15 protein-coding genes are annotated in these 18845 nt (G+C 60.2%); all 15 read right to left on the bottom strand.

Going from position 1 to position 18845, the window contains the following annotated elements:
* Window positions 1–276 precede the first annotated feature (276 nt).
* The 15 genes from murB to AAA021_RS03130 all read right to left on the bottom strand — a co-directional run bounded on the left by murB (window position 277) and on the right by AAA021_RS03130 (window position 18521).
* Window positions 277–1188: a UDP-N-acetylmuramate dehydrogenase gene (gene murB / locus AAA021_RS03200; RefSeq protein WP_349087945.1), complete on the bottom strand. Its 912-nt coding sequence runs from the start codon at window positions 1186–1188 to the stop codon at window positions 277–279.
* Between the two features lie 5 nt (window positions 1189–1193).
* Entirely contained in the window at window positions 1194–2612 is a 1419-nt protein-coding gene (murC, locus tag AAA021_RS03195; RefSeq protein ID WP_349087943.1) for a UDP-N-acetylmuramate--L-alanine ligase, read from the bottom strand.
* Between the two features lie 97 nt (window positions 2613–2709).
* The gene (murG, locus tag AAA021_RS03190; RefSeq protein WP_349087940.1) at window positions 2710–3825 is read right to left on the bottom strand and encodes an undecaprenyldiphospho-muramoylpentapeptide beta-N-acetylglucosaminyltransferase; all 1116 of its coding nucleotides are present in this window, start codon (window positions 3823–3825) and stop codon (window positions 2710–2712) included.
* Entirely contained in the window at window positions 3815–5176 is a 1362-nt protein-coding gene (gene ftsW, locus AAA021_RS03185; protein ID WP_349087938.1) for a putative lipid II flippase FtsW, read from the bottom strand. The genes murG and ftsW overlap by 11 nt, the downstream gene beginning before the upstream one ends.
* A gap of 167 nt (window positions 5177–5343) precedes the next feature.
* Window positions 5344–6750 (bottom strand): UDP-N-acetylmuramoyl-L-alanine--D-glutamate ligase, encoded by a 1407-nt coding sequence (gene murD / locus AAA021_RS03180; RefSeq protein WP_349087937.1) that lies wholly within the window; start codon window positions 6748–6750, stop codon window positions 5344–5346.
* Window positions 6751–6759: 9 nt separating this feature from the next.
* Window positions 6760–7779 (bottom strand): phospho-N-acetylmuramoyl-pentapeptide-transferase, encoded by a 1020-nt coding sequence (mraY, locus tag AAA021_RS03175; protein ID WP_349087936.1) that lies wholly within the window; start codon window positions 7777–7779, stop codon window positions 6760–6762.
* Window positions 7780–7782: 3 nt separating this feature from the next.
* Complete coding sequence (murF, locus tag AAA021_RS03170; RefSeq protein ID WP_349087935.1) at window positions 7783–9207, bottom strand: UDP-N-acetylmuramoyl-tripeptide--D-alanyl-D-alanine ligase; 1425 nt, start codon at window positions 9205–9207, stop codon at window positions 7783–7785.
* Between the two features lie 126 nt (window positions 9208–9333).
* Window positions 9334–11034: a penicillin-binding protein 2 gene (locus tag AAA021_RS03165; protein WP_306421710.1), complete on the bottom strand. Its 1701-nt coding sequence runs from the start codon at window positions 11032–11034 to the stop codon at window positions 9334–9336.
* A 182-nt stretch (window positions 11035–11216) separates the two neighbouring features.
* On the bottom strand, window positions 11217–11687 hold the full coding sequence (locus AAA021_RS03160; protein ID WP_055309808.1) for a hypothetical protein: 471 nt from the start codon (window positions 11685–11687) through the stop codon (window positions 11217–11219).
* A gap of 90 nt (window positions 11688–11777) precedes the next feature.
* A complete protein-coding gene (gene rsmH, locus AAA021_RS03155) occupies window positions 11778–12743 on the bottom strand; it encodes a 16S rRNA (cytosine(1402)-N(4))-methyltransferase RsmH (protein WP_006234266.1) in 966 nt (321 codons plus the stop codon).
* A gap of 20 nt (window positions 12744–12763) precedes the next feature.
* Entirely contained in the window at window positions 12764–13198 is a 435-nt protein-coding gene (locus AAA021_RS03150) for a division/cell wall cluster transcriptional repressor MraZ (RefSeq protein WP_006234269.1), read from the bottom strand.
* A 462-nt stretch (window positions 13199–13660) separates the two neighbouring features.
* The gene (gene xerD, locus AAA021_RS03145) at window positions 13661–14602 is read right to left on the bottom strand and encodes a site-specific tyrosine recombinase XerD (protein ID WP_349087934.1); all 942 of its coding nucleotides are present in this window, start codon (window positions 14600–14602) and stop codon (window positions 13661–13663) included.
* A 2-nt stretch (window positions 14603–14604) separates the two neighbouring features.
* Window positions 14605–16266 carry a CTP synthase gene (locus AAA021_RS03140; protein ID WP_006234274.1) on the bottom strand — a complete coding sequence of 554 codons (1662 nt, stop codon included), beginning with the start codon at window positions 16264–16266 and terminating at the stop codon, window positions 14605–14607.
* Between the two features lie 178 nt (window positions 16267–16444).
* Window positions 16445–16783 (bottom strand): hypothetical protein, encoded by a 339-nt coding sequence (locus AAA021_RS03135; protein ID WP_349087933.1) that lies wholly within the window; start codon window positions 16781–16783, stop codon window positions 16445–16447.
* Window positions 16784–17039: 256 nt separating this feature from the next.
* Complete coding sequence (locus tag AAA021_RS03130) at window positions 17040–18521, bottom strand: DUF1846 domain-containing protein (RefSeq protein ID WP_006234276.1); 1482 nt, start codon at window positions 18519–18521, stop codon at window positions 17040–17042.
* Between the last annotated feature and the right edge of the window lie 324 nt (window positions 18522–18845).

Here is an 18845-nt window from a genome sequence, read left to right as displayed (position 1 = left end):
CCCAGCGTGCGACCCGGACGCGCCGCCTTAGTTCCCGTCGAGGGCTTAGGAGTTGCCATGGGACGGGCAGGTTTGGCGCCCATAACAGGCTTTGACGTCACCGAGGGACGCGAGGACTTTTTTGCGGCCGGACGATTACCGAGCTGCGAGCCGACAACCGGACGACTGGTCTGTCGAGCATGCCCGACAGACTTAGAGTGCGCGACGGTATTGCGTTGAGGTTTGGCAGGCGCGCCGGAACGCCCTCCGGCGCGGCGGAAGGTGGGTTTCGATGCTCTAGAAGCCGAGGAATTTAACTTCCGGTCTGAGCTCGATGCCATACGCCTCCCTCACCTTTCCGTGCACATGTCTGATAACCGCGGCAACGTCATCGGCCGAGGCAGTTCCGTTATTAACGATAAAATTAGCGTGAACGGGCGAAACTTCCGCGCCGCCAATCGAAAAACCCTTTAATCCACAATCCTCGATAAGCTTGCCCACGCTCGCATCGGGCGGATTGCGAAAGACCGACCCGCAGGATGCGCGACCCATGGGCTGTGTACGCTTGCGCCTCGTAAGGTACCGCTCCATGCGCTCGCGAATGTCGGCCTTGGGCGCCGGTTTAAGCTTGAGCACGCACTCGAGGATGATCTCATTGCGGGGAAGGCTACATTCGCGGTAGCCCCAAGTGATCTCGGACCCCGCATAATGCTTGATACCGGATGCCGGGTCAAACGTTACGACATCCTCAACCAGCGAGCCAATCCACTCGGTCCGTGTGCCGGCATTCATAGATATCGCACCGCCAACCGAGCCAGGGATGCCAACGGCAAACTCAAGGCCCGAGAGGCTACGCGACAGGGCATCGTTGACCAGGCGCGCAAACATCACGCCCGCACCGACCGTCAGCGTACAACCGTCATCGGCAACAACCGTGCACTGAAACTCACGTCCGAGCGAAATGACGGCGCCGCGATAACCGCCATCGGCAACCAGCAGATTGGAGCCCTTGCCGATGATGACCCACGGCACCTGCTCGCGATCGAGCACCGCCACGGCGCGGCGAAGGGCATGATAGCTATGGCACGTCACAAAGAGGTCGGCCTTGCCGCCGATACGATAGCTCGTATGACGCGCAAGGCGCTCGTCCTCGATCACATCCGTGTCGATCATGCCCGAGAGCGCCATGACGGCGTTAAACAGACCCATTAGACTTAAGCGTCTTTCTTGGCAGTCAGATACTCAATGAACTCGGGACCGACGGTCGTAACGTCACCAGCACCCATAGTGAGCAGCAGGTCGCCCTCGCCCACCATCTGCTCGAGCTCCTGATTGAGCTCAAGACGGCTGGAGCAGTACACGACCTCCTTGCCAGGATGCTTGGCGCGCACGGTATCGGCGAGCATCTTAGAGGTGACACCCGGAATGGGCATCTCGCCAGCCGAGAACACATCAATCAGCAGCAGTTTATCGGCATTGGCAAATGCATCGGCAAAGTCGTCGCACAGGGCCTGCAGGCGCGAATAGCGGTGCGGCTGGAACACGACGTCGACGTGCTTGTAGCCCAGCGACGAAGCGGCAGCAAGCGTCGCCTTGATCTCGGTGGGGTGATGGCCGTAATCATCGACCACGGTGATGCCATCGATATCGCCCACGTGGGTAAAGCGACGGCGGACGCCCTCAAAGCTCGAGAGCGCCTTGGCGGCGGCGTCGATGTCAAGGCCCAGGACATGGGCGACGGTGAGCACCGCCGTGGCGTTGAGCATGTTGTGGCGACCGGGATTGCTCTTGATCTCCACAGCGTGTTCAGTGCCGTCCTCAAAGCGAACGATAAAGTCGCTCTGGATGCCCTTGACATCCGGGTGCATGCAGACGATGTCGTTGCTCTCGGCAAAGCCGTAGGAAAGCACGTGACGGCCCGTCGACTTGGCGAGCCCGACCAGATGCGGGTCCTCACCGCAGACGATGACGGTGCCGTCCTCGCCCACCAGGCTCATGAATTTGGCGAAAGTTGCCTCGATCTCCTCGATACCCGAGTAGTGATCGAGGTGGTCGGCTTCGACGTTGGTCACAATGACTACGTTGGGGTTCAGGAACAGGAAGGAGCTATCGGACTCGTCGGCTTCGGCGACAAAGTAGTCGCCCGAGCCGTTCTTGCCGTTCGTGTCATAGCCCTCGACGATGCCACCGATCAGGAAGCTCGGATCCAGACCCATGCGGTCGAGCATGGTGGCGCACATCGAAGACGTGGTGGTCTTGCCATGCGTGCCGGCAACAGCGACGGTGGTGTAGCCGTGGCCCAAAGCAGAGAGCATCTTGGCACGGGGCCACACGGGAATACCAAGCTCGCGAGCGCGCACGAGTTCAGGGTTGGACTCCGGAATAGCGGTGGAGACAACAACCACGTCGGGCTTGACCTCGTCGATCGTGGCAGCCTCATGGCCCACATGCACCTTCACACCAGCGCGGGTAAGCTGGCGGATATAACGTGACGTCTTAAGGTCGGAGCCGGTAACGGCATAACCGCGCTCGTGCAGAACGAGAGCGATGCCGCTCATGCCGGCGCCGCCGATACCGATAAAGTGGGCGCTCTTAAACTCGGGCGCGGAGGTTGCAGTCTGGGAATCAGCCATGTGCTCGTGTACTCCTTGCGTAAACACTGCCTGTAACCCGTTAACTGTACCGCACCTACCGCATCAGCGCGAGGGCGACCGACGATATCCCGTCTAACTAACGCAAACCCTCTACCGCATCCGCCAGAAGAGCGGCGGCCCTATCCTGAGCCAGACCACGCGCCGCCTGACGCATGGCGTCGCGCGCCGCCGCGTCATCGACCAGGTGCAGCAGCTCATCGGCAAAGGCAGAACCGTCGATATCGGCATCGGCGCAGAGCACGCCGGCCCCGGCGTCGACCAGATAACGAGCATTGGTGGTTTGGTGGTCGGCTGTCGCATGCGGATACGGCACGAGCACCGAAGGCACGGCGAGCGCAGCGATCTCGGCCACGCTCGATGCGCCCGAACGCGAGAGCACCAAATCGGCAGCAGCCAGCATATCGCCCATGTTGTCGATGTAAGGCTGGACGCGGTAACGCTTCGCCTCCTCGGGCGTCAGCGCCAAAGCGCGCTCGGTCTCCTCAAAGCCGTCGGCACCCGTCGAATGCAACACATAGAGATTCTTGCGCGAAAGCAGCTCGTTTTTGAGCGAAGCCACGCGCTCGTTGAGGTGCTGGGCGCCAAGTGAACCGCCAAAGACGAGCAGCAGCGTAGCGTCCTCGGGAACGCCAAGTGCCTTGCGGCCGCGAGCGCGATCTCCCTCGATCACCGAGCGACGTACGGGATTGCCGGTCATGAGCACGTGGTCAGGGTCACCTTCGCGCTCAAAGACCGAGCGCGCTGCCGGCACCGAGATGCACACGCGGGCGGCGTGGGAGTTCATCATCTTGTTGGCCAGGCCCGGAACAGAGTTCTGCTCATGCAGCAGATACGGCACGCCTGCGTCCTTGCACCACCCCAGCAGCGGAACCTCGACATAGGCACCAAAACCGATGGCGGCATCGGGCTTGCCGACCTTTGAGAAATGACTGGCGATCGCACGCTTGGCCTTGTTGACGCGCCACAGCGAGGTCAGCGCCGTCCAAGGGCGGGAGCGGTCGAAGCCCGTGACCGTAATGGGCACAAAATCAAACCCAGCCTCGGGGACCAGACGACCCTCGAGCTTGCGCGACTGGCCCACGAACACAACGCGGTGGCCACGGTCACGCAGCTCTTCGGCCAAGGCGAGCGCGGGGTTGATGTGTCCTGCCGTGCCGCCGGCTGCAATAGCAACGGTCATTTTATCGGTCATGGTAGTCCCTTCGTACACGCGGTCCCTGGTCGTCGGTGCGCAGACGTGCCGACGGGTCCGAGTTCAAATCGATTCGATTATATCCGCCGCCCGCGTTGCGAGGGCTGGGGCGCTGCGGACGACCTTGCGGAGCCGTTCGCGGGCGTGGACGGGCTGCCGGCTCGGATGCAGAACCATCCAGAACGGTAAAGCCGCTACGCGAAGGTCGTTCACCGCGAACATGGGCCACGCCGGCGGTGCTCTCATCCATAACGGCAAAGCTCTCACGGCGGCGGTCATACTCATCGCGGCGGGCGCTCTCGTACGAAACGCGCAGAATCAACCCGGCAAGCATAAGCGACACAATAATCGACGAACCGCCGTAGCTAATAAACGGCAGCGGTTTGCCCGTCATGGGAAACACGTTGAGGATGCCCAGCGCGTTAATCAAAAACTGCACTGCGAGAATGACCGCGGAGCCAGACGCCATAAGCGCGCCCCGGCGATCGGTCGCCTGCTCGGCAATGCGAAACGCCGAGTAGATCAGCATCGCAAACACCAAGAAGAACAGCACGGTTCCGACAAAACCGACTTCCTCGCCAATGATGGCCAGGATGTAGTCGTTGTGCGCCTCGGGTAGATACGAGTACTTCATGGTTGAGTTGCCGATGCCACGGCCGAACAGACCGCCCGAGGCAAAGGCCATAATGGCAAGCGTGGCCTGATAGCCGTCACCATACTCGTCGGCCCAAGGGTTCAAGGCAACCTGAATACGCACCATACGGTACGGCTCTGCGACAAGCGCAATCACGATCACGAGAATGCCGAAGATTAGCACGCCGATGATAAATCTGGGGTCGAGACCCGCAAACAACGCCATGCACATGAGGGTCAACAGGATGATCAGGACAGTACCGAAATCGGGCTGGATAAAGATCAGAAAGAGCGAAATGCCCAGGTAGATGCCCATCTTGCGAAGGAATTCGTTGATGTTGCCACCGGGCGAAAAGAAGCGATCAAGCATGATGGCCGAATACGCAATGGCAAATGGCTTTAAAAACTCGGAAGGCTGGAACTGAATACCGGCGATGTTGAGCCAGCGCGTGGCGCCGCGGCTGCCGCTGCCCACCAAGAACACCAGAAGCAGTAGCCCTATCATGCCGATAAGGAAGATCCTGAGCACATCCTCCCCAAACCAGCTGTCCGGCAAAACGCGCACGATGGCAATCAGCGCCAGAACACCGACCACGGCAAACGCGGCCTGTCGACCCAGAAAAAACGTCGCCGAGCCATTCTCGTGCAGCGCCTCGACCGAAGACGCCGAGTACACCATCAGCAGGCCAAAGCATACCAAGGTAAACAAGCAGGCCATGAATATCAAACGGGGGCGCATGATACGGGCGGGAACGCCGGCAATATAGCGTTCGCTAAACGACTGCCCACCGCGGCTGGAACACGATGTGATGCGCCGTGAGGAAGCACGGTCCGAGTCGGGCCTCCTCATACCTTGTCGGGGGCTCTCCTCTCTCACCGCAACCCCTATTCCATTTGTGATTTCGCTGTAGCGGCAAGCTGAGCCACGTAGTCCTTAAACACGCGGCCGCGCTCCTCATAGCCCGAGAACTCATCGAACGAAGAGCAGGCAGGTGAAAGTAAGATCACGTCACCACGGCTCGAAAGCGAACGGGCAACGTCCACGGCGTCGCGTAGGTCATCCGCCTGGGCGATATCCACATCGCCATCGACATCGGCCTCGTCCATAGCGGCGGTGAAGCGCTCGCGCGCATCGCCAAAGCAGACGACCGAGCGTACGTTATCCATAACAACGCGCGCGAAGTCCGTGAGCGGCGTGCCCTTATCGTGGCCGCCGAGCAGCAAGATCACGTCGTCATCGGGAAATGCCGTCAGCGCCTTCTCGACCGCATCGGTGTTGGTCGCCTTGGAATCGTTGACGTAGCGCACGCCGTCAATCTCGCCACACGGCTCCACGCGGTGCTCGAGCGGCTGGAACGAGGCAAGACCGCGGCAGACACCATCGACATCGGCACCGACCGCCAAGGCAGCCGTGGCAGCGCACAGGGCATTGATAACATTGTGATGGCCCGAGATCTTGAGCTCGGATGTAGCGATGAGCGGGGTCTCGACGCCCTTCAGACGCACGACCATCTTGCCGTCGCGCACAAAGGCGGCATCCTCGCCCTCAGGCTCGTCAAAGGCAACCTTGCAGATGCGACGACCCGGCGTGTAGATGTACTCATCGAACTCGTGAATGCCGGCGTCTTCGACGTCGACAACCACCAGATCGTCATCGACCATATTGTCAAACAGTTTGATCTTGGCAAGCGCATAGTTCTTATGGCTCTTATGCCAGCCCAAGTGGTCGGGAGTGATGTTGAGCAGCACCGCCACGCGGGGGTGGAGCTCGGTTGTCGTAGCAATCTGATAGCTCGAGAGCTCAGCCACAAACCACTCGTTGTGGGCTCGGCCGTCAATCTCGTTGACCGGCGGCTCGCCGATGTTGCCGACAGCAACGCTGGCCTCGCCGGCAGCCTTAAGCAGAAAATCAGTCAGCGACGTGGTGGTCGTCTTGCCGTTGGTGCCCGTGATGGCAATCCAGTTATCGGGCGACAGGCGATAGGCAAACTCGGGCTCACCCATAATCTGGGCGGCATGCTCGCGCCCGGCCTTAAAGAAGCCCGAGAACTCCGAGATGCCCGGGCACGTCACGCATACGTCATAGGCGCCCTCGACCTGTTCGGTCCCATAGACAAACGACGCACCAGCAGCCTCGAGCGCACGCGTGGCGTCATTGGGCTCAGAGGTGCCGCCGCCATACACGGTAACGGCGCTTACGCGCTCGGGATGTGCCAGCGCCCAGCGGGCGACATCGAGACCGGATTTGCCCTGACCCAAAACGAGCAGGCTAAAGACATCAGCAAGAGGCATGAAAGACCACTATCCCAACTGGAAGAACAGGGCAAGGCCAACGGCACCAAAGGCCGCAGCGATAATCCAAAAACGGATGACGACCTTGGTCTCGGCCCAGCCCTTCTTTTCGAAATGATGATGGATGGGCGCCATAAGGAAGACGCGCTTGTGCGTAAAGTGGAAGTAGACAACCTGAATCATGACCGACAGGGTCTCAACGATAAACAGGCCGCCGATGATGAGGGAGACGACCTCGGTGTTGGTCATGATGGACGTGCAGGCAAACGCGGCGCCCAGGGCAAGCGAGCCGGTATCGCCCATAAAGATGCTCGCCGGATAGCAGTTGAACCACAGAAAGCCCAAGCAGGCACCGGCACACGCGGTGCAGAAGATGGACAGGTTCACGTCTCCGTGCAAAAACGCCATGGCAGCCATGGCGAGCATGGCAATCATGGAGGTGCCGCCGGCAAGACCGTCAAGGCCATCGGTCAGGTTCACGGCATTAGAAAGACCGGCGATCATCAGCCAGCAAAAGACAATGTAGAGCCACGGGAACGAAAGGCCGCAGATGGTGGTCGAAAGCACGCCAAGGTCAATCGTCAGGCCGCCGGGAAAACGAATCTCGGGGGCGACGCCGCACCAGTTGACGGTAAGTACCGTAAAGGTGACACAGATAATGGTTAGGCCGATCATCTTGGCATGAGGCGTCAGACCGAGCGAGCGCCCATGCGTAACGGAGGTCAGGTCGTCGATCAGGCCCAGCACGCCGGTCGCCAGCGTGGCGAGCAGCACGAGCACGAGCTCGGTGGTGAGCTTGCCCATCAGCAGGCAGGTCAGCGAAATCGCGACGAGAATGACAACGCCACCCATGGTGGGCGTTCCCTGCTTAACCAAATGACGCTTGGGGCCGTCGGCACGAACCTGCTGGCCGATACCCTCGACCTTGAGCAGCTTGATCCACCACGGCATGAGCAGCAGCGCAATGGCAGCGGCGATGCCAAGCCCCAAAAAAGCCTGATACGTTGGATACGAGGGATTGCCGAACATGGGCTAGCACACACCTTCCACAAAGCGGTCGAGCTCAACAAAGCGGGAACCCTTGACCAGTACAACATCATGTTTTTCAAGCGCGCCGCCCATGCGGTCGAGCACCTGCTGATAATCGGAGAACACCTGGATGCGGTCCTCGTCCATGCCCATCATGCGCGCGGCATCGGCCATAAGCTGGGCCAGCTCACCACCCACGCACGCCAGCATGTCGAGCTTCTTGGCGGCGGCATAGGCGCCCACGAGCTCATGCATGCGAGGAGCCTCATCGCCCATCTCGCCCATCTCGCCCAGGATCGCCATGCGAGACCCCGTGCACGAAAGCGAGCACAGCAGATCGAGGCCAGCAGCCATGGATTCGGCACTGGCGTTATAGGAATCGTCGATGACGCGGGCACCGCTCTTGGCGCGCTTGATCTCCTGGCGGTGACCGGTGATCGTGAGGCCCCTAAAAGCAGCATCGATCTGCTCGGGCGTCACGCCCAGGCGATAGGAAACCGCGGCGGCCTTAACGGCATTAGGAACGGACTGCACGCCGGGGATGGCAAGCATGATATCGATCGTCTCACCCTGGCCAAAATCGAGCGTAAAGACCGGACGTCCCTCGTCATCAACACGAATGTCGCGGGCACGGACCTCATCGTCGTCCGAGACGCCGGCCAGCATAACGTCGATACCAGCAGGCTGGGCGAACGTATCGCGAATGAACGGCGTAAAGTCGTCCTCACCGCCCAAAACCAGCAGCGGCAAGAAGTCGCCGGCGGCGCACATACCCTGGACAATCTCGGCCTTAGCGCGGGCGATGTTCTCGCGGCTGCCCAAAATGCCGATGTGAGAGGTACCAATCTTGCTCACGATGGCAAGGTTGGGATTGGCGGACTTGGACAGGCGCTCAATCTCGTGGAAATGGTTCATGCCCATCTCGAGCACCAGGACCTCGGTATCGGCCGGAGCGGAAAGCACCGTGAGCGGCATGCCGATCAGGTTATTGAAATTGCCCTTGGTGGCCCAGACACGATAGCGCTTGGCGAGCACGGCGGCGAGCACGTCCTTGGTCGTCGTCTTGCCGATAGAGCCGGTAATGCCAACGACCAGGCAGCCAAGCTCCAGGCGATACGTGTGCGCCAAACGCAGCAGAAACTCCTCGGGATCATCGGTCAGCAGGATGGCGCACCCCTTGTCCTGTGCCAGCGAGACCAGCTCGGCCTCGGGCTCACGCGTCATCACGACGGCGCCGGCACCCGACTGGACGGCACGGGAAGCAAAATCATTGCCGTCGACGTTTTCACCGGGAAAGGCGACGAAAATCGTCCCTTCCTCGACCTGGCGCGAGTCGATAACGCACCCGCGGCATACCCGATCGGCTTCTCCCGTCACGGTTCGGGCCCCTGTTGCGGCCGCGAGGTTGTTGACGGCGATCTCTATCATTGCAGCTCCCCTGTAAACCTAATAATGCTATCGGCGTATTGTATCCCAGCGCCGCACATGCGTGGTGCAGGGCATGTGAACACCCTCATATGGGACAACAAACCACGCCCCAAAGATTGTAACCCCCTACTTCGTGTGCGGGATACCCAGCACGTCGAGCGCGTTGGCCATAATGGACTGGAACGGCACCGCAGCGGCATCTGAGCCGCTCGGCGTTCCGTCGAGCGTGATATAGCACAGCACCTTGGGCGATTGTGCCGGTGCAAAGCCCATAAAGGACGACATGTAGTTCTCCTTGAGGTAGCCGCCGTTCTCGTCGGCACGTTCGGCCGTACCGGTCTTACCCGCCACGTCATAGCCGTCAACCGCGCCGCCAACGCCCGTTCCCTCGGACACGACCGTCTGCATGCACGATGTCACCTGGGATGCGGCGTCCTCCGAAATCGCGCGCTCGCCTTCGCCCCAGTCCTTCTCGTCGCCTTTGCTGGACTTATAGAAGTGCGGTGTCATCATCACGCCGCCGTTGGCGATGCCGCCCACGGCACGTGCGATCTCAATCGGCGAGACGGACAGTGCCTGTCCAAAGCTCATCGAGCCCAGCGTGGCGCCGTCATACTGGTCACGCTCCTTGACGATACCCAGGCTCTCTCCCGGAAAATCGACACCCGAGCTGTGACCGATGCCCCACTTGTCCACATAGGCGGCAAAGTCGTCGGCACCGATCTTGCGCCCCACTAGAACAAAGCCCACGTTGGACGAACGGCGCATCATCTCGCGCACATCCATGGTCATGGCATAGTCGCGCTTGTCGGCATCGGTGACGGTATCGTCGCCCACCTTGATGCTCGCCGGCACCTCAAACGACGTACTCGATCGCACGACGCCCAAGTCGAAGCCGGCGCCCGCCACGAGCGTCTTAAAGACCGAGCCGGGCTCGTAGGCGTCGGTGACCAGGCGCAGATTCATATCCTCGGTCTTGGCATTCTCCAGATCGGTCTGGTCGTAGGTCGGGTACGAGCAGGCTGCCAAAATCTCGCCTGTCGTAGGATCGGTGACCAGCGCCGAGCCGTTCTTGGCCTTAGTCTTCTCAACTGCCTCTGCCAGGGCATCCTCGGCCGCACGCTGGATATTGACGTCGAGCGTCGTCACGATATCAACGCCGTCGACCGCAGCCACCTTTTTATAGGCACCGCCCGCGATATAGCTGCCGTCCCTCGCGCGCTCGCGTACGAGAGAACCGTTCGTGCCGGTCAGAAGCTTGTTGTATTGCTTTTCGAGACCCGTCAAGCCGTCGTTGTCTACATTCACTACACCCAGCACCTGCGATGCCAGATTGCCGTATGGATATACGCGCTTCATGGCCTGCTCAAAAAGCACGCCGGGCAGGTTCTTCTTCTCCAGCGCCGCAACATCGTCTTCGTCCACCTGGCGCTTGATATACACCCAGGTTCCATCGGACTCAACGAGCTTGCGGCAGGTCTTTTTATCGATTCCAGTTGCCTTGACCAGCGCCGACACCGTCTTGTCAACATCCTCGACAAGCTGCGGGTTCACGGCGATGTTGCGACATTCGACCGACGACGCCAGCACGTTGCCGTTGCGGTCGTAGATGGTGCCGCGTTTGGCATAGAGGGTCTGCGCAAGCAGGCGGCGCGCATCGGCACGCTCGCGCAGTTTATCGGCTTCGACAATTTGATAGTCGGCAAGGCGAAAGACGCCCAAGCCCAAGCCAAGCCCGATGAAGCCCATGACGGCTTTGCGGCGAGGCAGAGGCGCGCCTGTGAGCCATTCGGTCGACGAACTCTTGCGCGACCTGGTGTTATGCACTTGAGGGCCGCCCGAGCCGCGAAGTCGCGACGCCGGGTCGTTGCCACGGGACCGCCCGGCGTTGTAAGATTGCCGACCCGTTCCTTGATAACCAGAACGTCCCCGCGACGAGGGACGTCCAGAACCGCGGCCCCCATCGGAACCGCGGCGATAGTCATTTGTCATACTCAGCTACCGTCTTGCTACTGAGCGGTCGCGGTCGCGTTGGCGCCCGCGGCTGCATCCTGCGAAAAGTCAAGTGTAACGCTCTCGCTGGGCTCCACCATGCCATAAGCGCCCGCAAGGTCGCGAATGCGCGTGTCGGCGCCATAGACCGAATGCATGACCTCCAGGTCGGAGCTCTCATCGGTCGCCTTTTCGAGCGTGCTGGTAAGCTCGGCGTTGCTGTTGAGCACCTGGGCCGTAACGCCGGCGAGCGCCACGCGGGCGACGCCGATCGTCATGAAGATAGCCGCAATGATGCAAAACGTTTTAAGAACGCTCATGAAAACCGGGCTTACCGCCTGGTTTGCCTGACGGCCCGCGCCCGTGTAGACATCAAAGCGCGGCGCGCGCTGCTCACGGGGAGCAACGGGGGCCTGCGGCGTCTCACGATAGGCGGGCATGGCGTTCATATCATAGGCGAGTGCTGCGCTTGAAGTGTTGTAGCCCATGATATGCCGCCTCCCATCCCGAGTACGTTGGTAGTGTGTTTAAGCTTCGTTTATGGTGCGAGCGGGAGGTCCAATATCGCGCGGTCGCGCCTACAGACGCTGCGCCACGCGGATTTTGGCTGATCTCGCCCGAGGGTTGCGCTCAACCTCATCAGGCTGGGCAACCAAGGGTTTGCGGGTGATGACCTTGAGTATCGGCACGTTGCCGCACACGCACACCGGAATCTCCGGCGGACACGTGCACCCCTGGCTCATCTCCTTAAAGTGGTTCTTTACGATACGGTCCTCGAGCGAGTGATACGAGATGACGCAGATACGTCCGCCCGGGTTGAGCCACCTGGTGGCGGCATCAAGCCCTCGTTCGAGCACATCGAGCTCGTGATTGACCTCGATGCGAATGGCCTGGAAACTTTTCTTGGCCGGGTGTCCGCCATGCCGACGAGCGGCAGCCGGGATACCCGCCTTGATGATCTCGACAAATTGGCCGGTGGTTTCGATCGGTTCTTGCTCGCGGCGGCGCACGATCTCGCGCGCAATCTGCGAGGCGAACTTCTCTTCTCCGTAGACGCGTAGAATCCGGGCGAGGTCGTGTTCGTTATAGGTGTTGATGACCTCAGCTGCGTTTAAGGTGTTATTACCCGGATCCATCCGCATGTCCAATGGGGCGTCCTCGTTATACGAAAAGCCCCTGCCAGGGATATCGAGTTGCGGTGACGAAACGCCCAAATCGAACAGGAAGCCATCGACCCCGGGCACCTCGGCCGAGCAAAGCAGCTCGTCCAAGTCGCCGAAGTTGCCCTTCAGCAGCTGGTGCGGAACGCCGGGAACCTCGCGGTCCAGACGGGCACCAGCGGCCTCGAGGGCCATGTCGTCCTGATCGACGCCGAGCAAAAGGCCCGTCTCCCCCACCTGCGCGGCCATCTTTACCGAATGGCCGGCACCGCCAAGGGTGCAATCGCAGACAACGGAGCCGCTCTTTAGCCGCAGCGACTCAAGCACTTCGCCGAGCATGACAGGTTCATGCCGATATTCTTGTGTCAAGATCCCACGCTCCATCCGTTTCCCGTGCCTTGCCCTTACGAGAAGAAGAGGTCCAGCAGGGCCTCATCGTCATCGTCCTCATCGGCCGCGGCGCGATCCCAAACCTCAAGGTGGTCGTAGTTGCCCACAACCGTGACCTCGCGGTCGAGGTTCGCCTGCTTGCGGAGAGACTCGGAAAGACCGATACGACCGGCGCTGTCCACGTCCATCGACGTGGTGCGCTTGTTGATCGCCCTCATGAGCTTCTGGTCGTTAATGTCACGCGGGTTAAAGCCCTCGTGGCCCTCACGACCCGCGAAGAGTCCTTCGACCCACTTATCGAAGGCCTCGGCAGAGAACACGTACAGAGCATCGACATCCAGGGCTTTGAACACGCGAACGTGCTCTCCAAGCTCCTCGCGAAGGGGTGCAGGCAGGGATAGACGACCTTTTGCATCGAGATTGCGCTCGTATGCACCAGTCATTCCCATGTGCGCCCTCCCCCCGGTTACTCAGATGGCACGTACGCGGGGAACCACCCCGCCTGTCGACGTCATTAATAATATGGGGAACTGACCCATTTTTCAACACCTTTCCCCACCCCTTCCCCCACTCCGCCCCACCACTCCACCCACCATATATCGCAAAACACCCCCAAGCATATGTTCGAAAACACAATATGTTGTGTTTAGAGCAAAGACGGGATGCCACCTGTAGCACCCCGCCTTTCAACCTCAACCTTCAAGTTGACCTTGAGGCGATTTTTACGTCCCTTTACATGCCGTTCACATCGCCCCCAAACTCCCCCACCCAAGGCACGTGCGGCCCACCACCGCGACGACAAGTGGCGAAAAATGGGACGGGCCCCAGATTGCCCATGCGCGCGCAAAAGCACGCCGCAGCAATCTGGGGCCCGTCCCCAAATACCTATAAATATGCAGGCCAGCGATGTGTTAACGATGCGCCAGCGGATGCGCCGCCAGATAGACCTCGGTCAGTTGCGTGCGGTCGACATGCGTGTAGACCTGCGTGGTCGAAATATCGGCATGGCCCAAAATCTCCTGCAGCACACGCAGGTCGGCACCGCCCGCGAGCATGTGGGTGGCAAAGGAGTGGCGCAAGGTATGGGGATGGAGCCCCACCAGCCCCACCTGACGCCCATACCGCTCGCATATCGCATGCACGGCCTGGCGCGACAGGCGACGTCCGTTCTTATTTAAAAAGACCGCCGAGGTCTCGGTTCCGCGGGCATGGGCCGCCAAGCGAGAACGTCCCTCAGTTACATAGAGCATCAGAGCTCGCGCCGCGCTTCCCACCAGCGGGGACAGGCGTTCCTTTGAGCCCTTACCGCGAACGAGTACAAAGCCATCGTCAATATGGATATCGCCCACATCGAGCCCCACCAACTCGCTCACACGCAAACCGCATCCGTAGAGCACTTCCAAGATGGCATGGTCGCGCAAGCCCATCTCGCCCTCGGGGAAGTCTTGATCGAGCAGAGCCGAGACATCCTCCACCGATAGATACTCCGGCAAACGCTCAGCCTTTTTAGGCAGGCGCAACGCCGCCGTTGGATTTTGGGCTACAGCCCCATCGCGCACCAAAAAGGCATGCAGGCCCTTCACGGCTGCAAGCGCACGCTCCACCGAGGCATCGGAATAGCCCCCATCGCGACGGTCGGCGACAAAGCCCTCCACGACCTGACGAGTCACCTCTTCAAAAGACACAATACCCGCCCGCTCCAGATAGGCGCAGTACGTCGTCAGGTCACGACGATAGGCCGCGATCGTGTTGCGCGCCAAACCCCGCTCGACCGCGCGGTAATCGAGATACTCCCCCGCCGCCACGGCGAGCGACGAGGGAGTAGCTTCGGTATGTTCCTTATTCGCCGGCACCCTTAGTCCGTAGCGAGGTTCATGGGCGTCACCTGCAGACGGTCGACACCCTCGTGCTGGCCGATCGAAGCGCGTACGAACTCGCGGAACAGCGGCTGCGGGTTGGTCGGGCGGCTCTTGAACTCGGGATGAGCCTGGGTTGCCACATACCACGGATGCACGTCGCGCGGCAGCTCGACCATCTCGACCAGGCGCTCGTCAGGCGACAGACCCGAGATAACCAAACCGGCGTCCTCGAGCTGGTCGCGGAAGGCGTTGTTGAACTCAAAGCGGTGACGGTGACGCTCGTAGACGAGTTCCTCGCCATATGCCTCGCGAGCAAGGGTATCGGCGGCGAGCTTGCACGGATAGGCGCCCAGGCGCATGGTGCCGCCCTTCTCGGTCACGTCCTCCTGCGAGCTCATCAGATCGATGACACTATACGGGCCATCCGGATCGAACTCGGAGGAGCTGGCGCCGGCAAGGCCGACGACGTTGCGCGCAAATTCGCACACGGCCACCTGCATTCCCAGGCAAATGCCCAGATACGGAATCTTGTGCTCACGGGCAAACTCGGCCGCGAGGATCTTGCCCTCCAGGGCGCGCTTGCCAAAGCCGCCGGGGACCAGGATGCCCGAGGCGTCGCCCAAAACCTCGGAGACATTCTGCTCGTCGAGGCTCTCGCCGTCGACCAGCTGGACGTCCACATGGCGATCGTAGAAGACGCCTGCATGGTGCAGGGCCTCGATAACCGACAGGTACGCATCGGGCAGCTGCGTGTACTTGCCCACGACGGCGATCTTCACCTTGTCGGCGTGATGGTTGGCGTGATTCTGTTTGCGCAGGAACTCGTTCCACTCGCTCATGTCGCGCTCACGCGGATCCAGACCCAGGCGCTCGCAAATGCGCAGGTCAAAGTCCTGCTCGGCAAGCAGCTGCGGAACATCGTAAATGCTCGCGCAGTCCTCGTTGGTAAAGACGCAATCGGTGTCGACGTCGCAGAAGCTTGCGATCTTTCCGCGGATAGCGTCATCGATATGGTGGTCGGAGCGCAGCACGATGATATCGGGCTGGATGCCAAAGCTGCGGAGCTCCTTGACGGAATGCTGCGTGGGCTTGGTCTTGACCTCGTGGGCGGCGGCGATATAGGGAACGAGCGACACGTGGATGTAGCAGACGTTCTCGGGGCCGGCCTCCTTGCGGTACTGACGGATGGCCTCGACAAACGGTTGGGACTCGATGTCGCCAATCGTGCCGCCCAGCTCGGTGATGACTACATCGGAGCCGGTCTGCTCCTCGATGCGGCGGAACTTATCCTTAATGGCATTGGTGACGTGAGGAATCACCTGCACGGTGCCGCCCAAAAAGTCGCCGCGACGCTCGCGGGCGATTAGGCTTTTGTAGATGGCACCGGTCGTAAAGTTGGAATCGCGGGTCAGGTTCTCATCAATAAAGCGCTCGTAATGACCCAGGTCCAGGTCGGACTCGTAACCATCCTCGGTAACGAAGACCTCACCATGCTGGAACGGGCTCATGGTACCGGGGTCGACGTTCAGATACGGGTCGGCCTTCTGCATCGTTACTTTGTAGCCACGCGACTTGAGCAGACGGCCCAGCGAGGCCGCGGTAATACCCTTGCCTAGGGACGAAACCACGCCACCGGTTACGAACACATGCTTGGTCATATTGAGTTACCTGCGCTTCCCGTAGAAGTTGTTTATCCACATCTTACGGGTCTTCATTGTAATACTCGCGCCGCGGACCGTTCGCAATTTTTCTCGCGTGCGATTGCATTTCTCAATCTTGAAACAAAACGCCGCCCGGTTTCCCAGGTGGCGTCGCTATGGCAAGGGTTACATGCTGCTATCGATCAGCAACCTCGTCCTCAAGCATTTCTTGAACGAGCATGCCAGTACGGACGCCCTCAAGATACCACTCGCCACGTTCGGTGAGGCAAATGCCATTTGCAAGCTGACCGCCGTCGTCGCTATAACGCGAGACGACATCAATCATGCCTTCGGAATCCAAGCGATCGATTGCGGCGCGGGCACGATAAGGAGACACCCCCACGTGCTCGGCAAGCGTTTTGCGCGAGAAACCATACGGCCCGCCATTGTCTTCGGTTTGCTGGTCGATCTCCATCAACACCAGCACCTCGACACGCTTCATATCGTTGACACTCGCACGACCCTTGCCCGCCATAGCAGCCTCCTCAAACCGAGCACGAGCATCTAACGCGCCGTGCGCGACCGACACACCTCACGATGGCAGGTAATATCCACCATGCGGCATCCCGCTAAGGATGAAACAGTTACGGTTATTGTATACCGCTCAAATTGTTTCTAGGCAGGTAAACGGCTATTTTTCGCCGAAATAGGCGCTTTATTGATCAAAAAGCCGTACCGGGCGCTAACCCGATACGGCCAAAATGCAATGCAATTACCGCGGTGCTTCAAACTTAGCGATGGAAGAAACCGCGGCGCTCAAACTTGGGCTCGCAGCACACGTTGATACCCAGTTTGCGCAGTACCGTCTCGTCCGTCGGCGAGATAATCACGCTAAAGAAGGCATCGCAACCGCGCAGCTGCTCCAGGCCCGAAAGGACGCGAGCGGCCGTCTCACTCGTGGCCGAGGTGATCGACAGCGCCATAAGCGTCTCGTCGGTGTGGAGGCGCGGGTTTTTGCTGCCCAGGAAATGCGTCTTGAGCTTGCTGATGGGCTCGATCGCTTCATCGCTAATGACCTCGAGCTCAAGGTCGACGCCCGAGACATGCTTAAGTGCATTCATGATGAGCGAGCTCGCGGCGCCCAGGCGCGTGGAAGTCTTGCCGGTCACCACGGAGCCATCGGGCATGACCATGGCACCCACGGGACCACCCGTCAGCTGCTCCCTGGTGAGGGCCGCCGAGCGCGCCGGTGAGTAGTTCTTATCGATGCCGGCTTTCTTCATAATAATCTTGAGACGGTCGACTTGCTCATCGCCCACGCCGGTACGGCGCACATTTTCGACCGCGGTAAAGTAGCGGCGGACGATCTCCATCTTGGAAGCGTCGCGGCAGGCATCGTCATCGGTGATGGCAAAGCCGACCATATTGACGCCCATGTCCGTAGGGCTCTGGTAGGGGCTCTTGCCCAGGATCTTTTCCATCAGGGCACGGACCACCGGGAAGGCCTCGACGTCGCGGTTGTAGTTGACCGTGGTCTTGTTGTAGGCCTCAAGGTGGAACGAATCGATGATATTGGCGTCGTCGAGGTCAGCCGTGGCGGCCTCGTAGGCAATATTGACCGGATGCGTCAGGGGAAGATTCCAGACAGGGAAGGTCTCGAACTTGGCATAGCCGGCGGCCGTGCCATGCTTGTGCTCGTGATAGAGCTGAGACAGGCAGGTGGCAAGCTTGCCCGAGCCAGGACCGGGGGCAGTGACCACGACGAGCGGTCGGGTGGTCTCGACAAACTCGTTCTTGCCGTAGCCATCGTCGGACACGATCAGATCGACATCGTGCGGATACCCCTCGATGGGATAGTGCAGCTTGGCGGGAATACCGAGCGCGTTCAGGCGGTTGCGGAACACATCGGCAGCGGGCTGGCCGGCGTACTGGGTGATGACCACAGCCGCGACAGCAAAGCCGTTGCCGCGAAACAGGTCAACCAGGCGCAGCACATCCTCGTCATAAGTAATGCCGAGGTCACCACGAGCCTTGTTTTTCTCGATGTGGTTCGCGTTGATCGCGATGATAACCTCGACATCGTCGGCGATACTCTTGAGCATGCGGAACTTGCTGTCCGGTTCAAAACCCGGCAGCACGCGGCTCGCATGATAGTCATCGAACAGCTTACCGCCAAACTCCAAATAGAGCTTGCCACCAAACTGCGAGATGCGCTCCTTAATGTGAGCAGCCTGCAGCTCGATATACTTCGCGTTGTCGAAACCCTGGCGCATATATGGCTCCCGTCCCGTTTCCATTTAATGTTCTAGGCGATTATAACGGAGCCCGCCCTCCCCGATACCCAGACCATCAACAGGCACCAACCAAACATCCGTCAAACCTCTTGTCGGACATATTTGGTGCAAACTAACCTGACCCCATTGCACCGCCCCATTACACCAACAACGGCAACATCGCAGGTGGAGCATAAGTCAGACACTATGACCCAATCCAGGGGCACGGAAACGACAGGAGCCCCCGCTCGTGACCGCGGGTCGGGGCTGCGACAATGTTGTTGAAGTGCCAGAGGCGCAGCCGCGCCGCAACGAGGTTGGGAG

Origin of the sequence: Collinsella sp. CLA-JM-H32 (assembly GCF_040098165.1) — a bacterium.
In the GTDB taxonomy this organism is placed as follows: domain Bacteria; phylum Actinomycetota; class Coriobacteriia; order Coriobacteriales; family Coriobacteriaceae; genus Collinsella.
Note: the sequence above shows the minus strand (reverse complement) of the source record. Positions and strands in the feature narration are given on the sequence as shown.

Bases quoted from the DNA above. Each gene is read 5' to 3' on its own strand.
- murB (WP_349087945.1), bottom strand. From the start codon at position 1,188: ATGGGTCTGTTTAACGCCGTCATGGCGCTCTCGGGCATGATCGACACG.
- murC (WP_349087943.1), bottom strand. From the start codon at position 2,612: ATGGCTGATTCCCAGACTGCAACCTCCGCGCCCGAGTTTAAGAGCGCC.
- murG (WP_349087940.1), bottom strand. From the start codon at position 3,825: ATGACCGATAAAATGACCGTTGCTATTGCAGCCGGCGGCACGGCAGGA.
- ftsW (WP_349087938.1), bottom strand. From the start codon at position 5,176: ATGGCCTGCTTGTTTACCTTGGTATGCTTTGGCCTGCTGATGGTGTAC.
- murD (WP_349087937.1), bottom strand. From the start codon at position 6,750: ATGCCTCTTGCTGATGTCTTTAGCCTGCTCGTTTTGGGTCAGGGCAAA.
- mraY (WP_349087936.1), bottom strand. From the start codon at position 7,779: ATGTTCGGCAATCCCTCGTATCCAACGTATCAGGCTTTTTTGGGGCTT.
- murF (WP_349087935.1), bottom strand. From the start codon at position 9,207: ATGATAGAGATCGCCGTCAACAACCTCGCGGCCGCAACAGGGGCCCGA.
- AAA021_RS03160 (WP_055309808.1), bottom strand. From the start codon at position 11,687: ATGGGCTACAACACTTCAAGCGCAGCACTCGCCTATGATATGAACGCC.
- rsmH (WP_006234266.1), bottom strand. From the start codon at position 12,743: ATGGAGCGTGGGATCTTGACACAAGAATATCGGCATGAACCTGTCATG.
- AAA021_RS03150 (WP_006234269.1), bottom strand. From the start codon at position 13,198: ATGGGAATGACTGGTGCATACGAGCGCAATCTCGATGCAAAAGGTCGT.
- AAA021_RS03140 (WP_006234274.1), bottom strand. From the start codon at position 16,266: ATGACCAAGCATGTGTTCGTAACCGGTGGCGTGGTTTCGTCCCTAGGC.
- AAA021_RS03135 (WP_349087933.1), bottom strand. From the start codon at position 16,783: ATGGCGGGCAAGGGTCGTGCGAGTGTCAACGATATGAAGCGTGTCGAG.
- AAA021_RS03130 (WP_006234276.1), bottom strand. From the start codon at position 18,521: ATGCGCCAGGGTTTCGACAACGCGAAGTATATCGAGCTGCAGGCTGCT.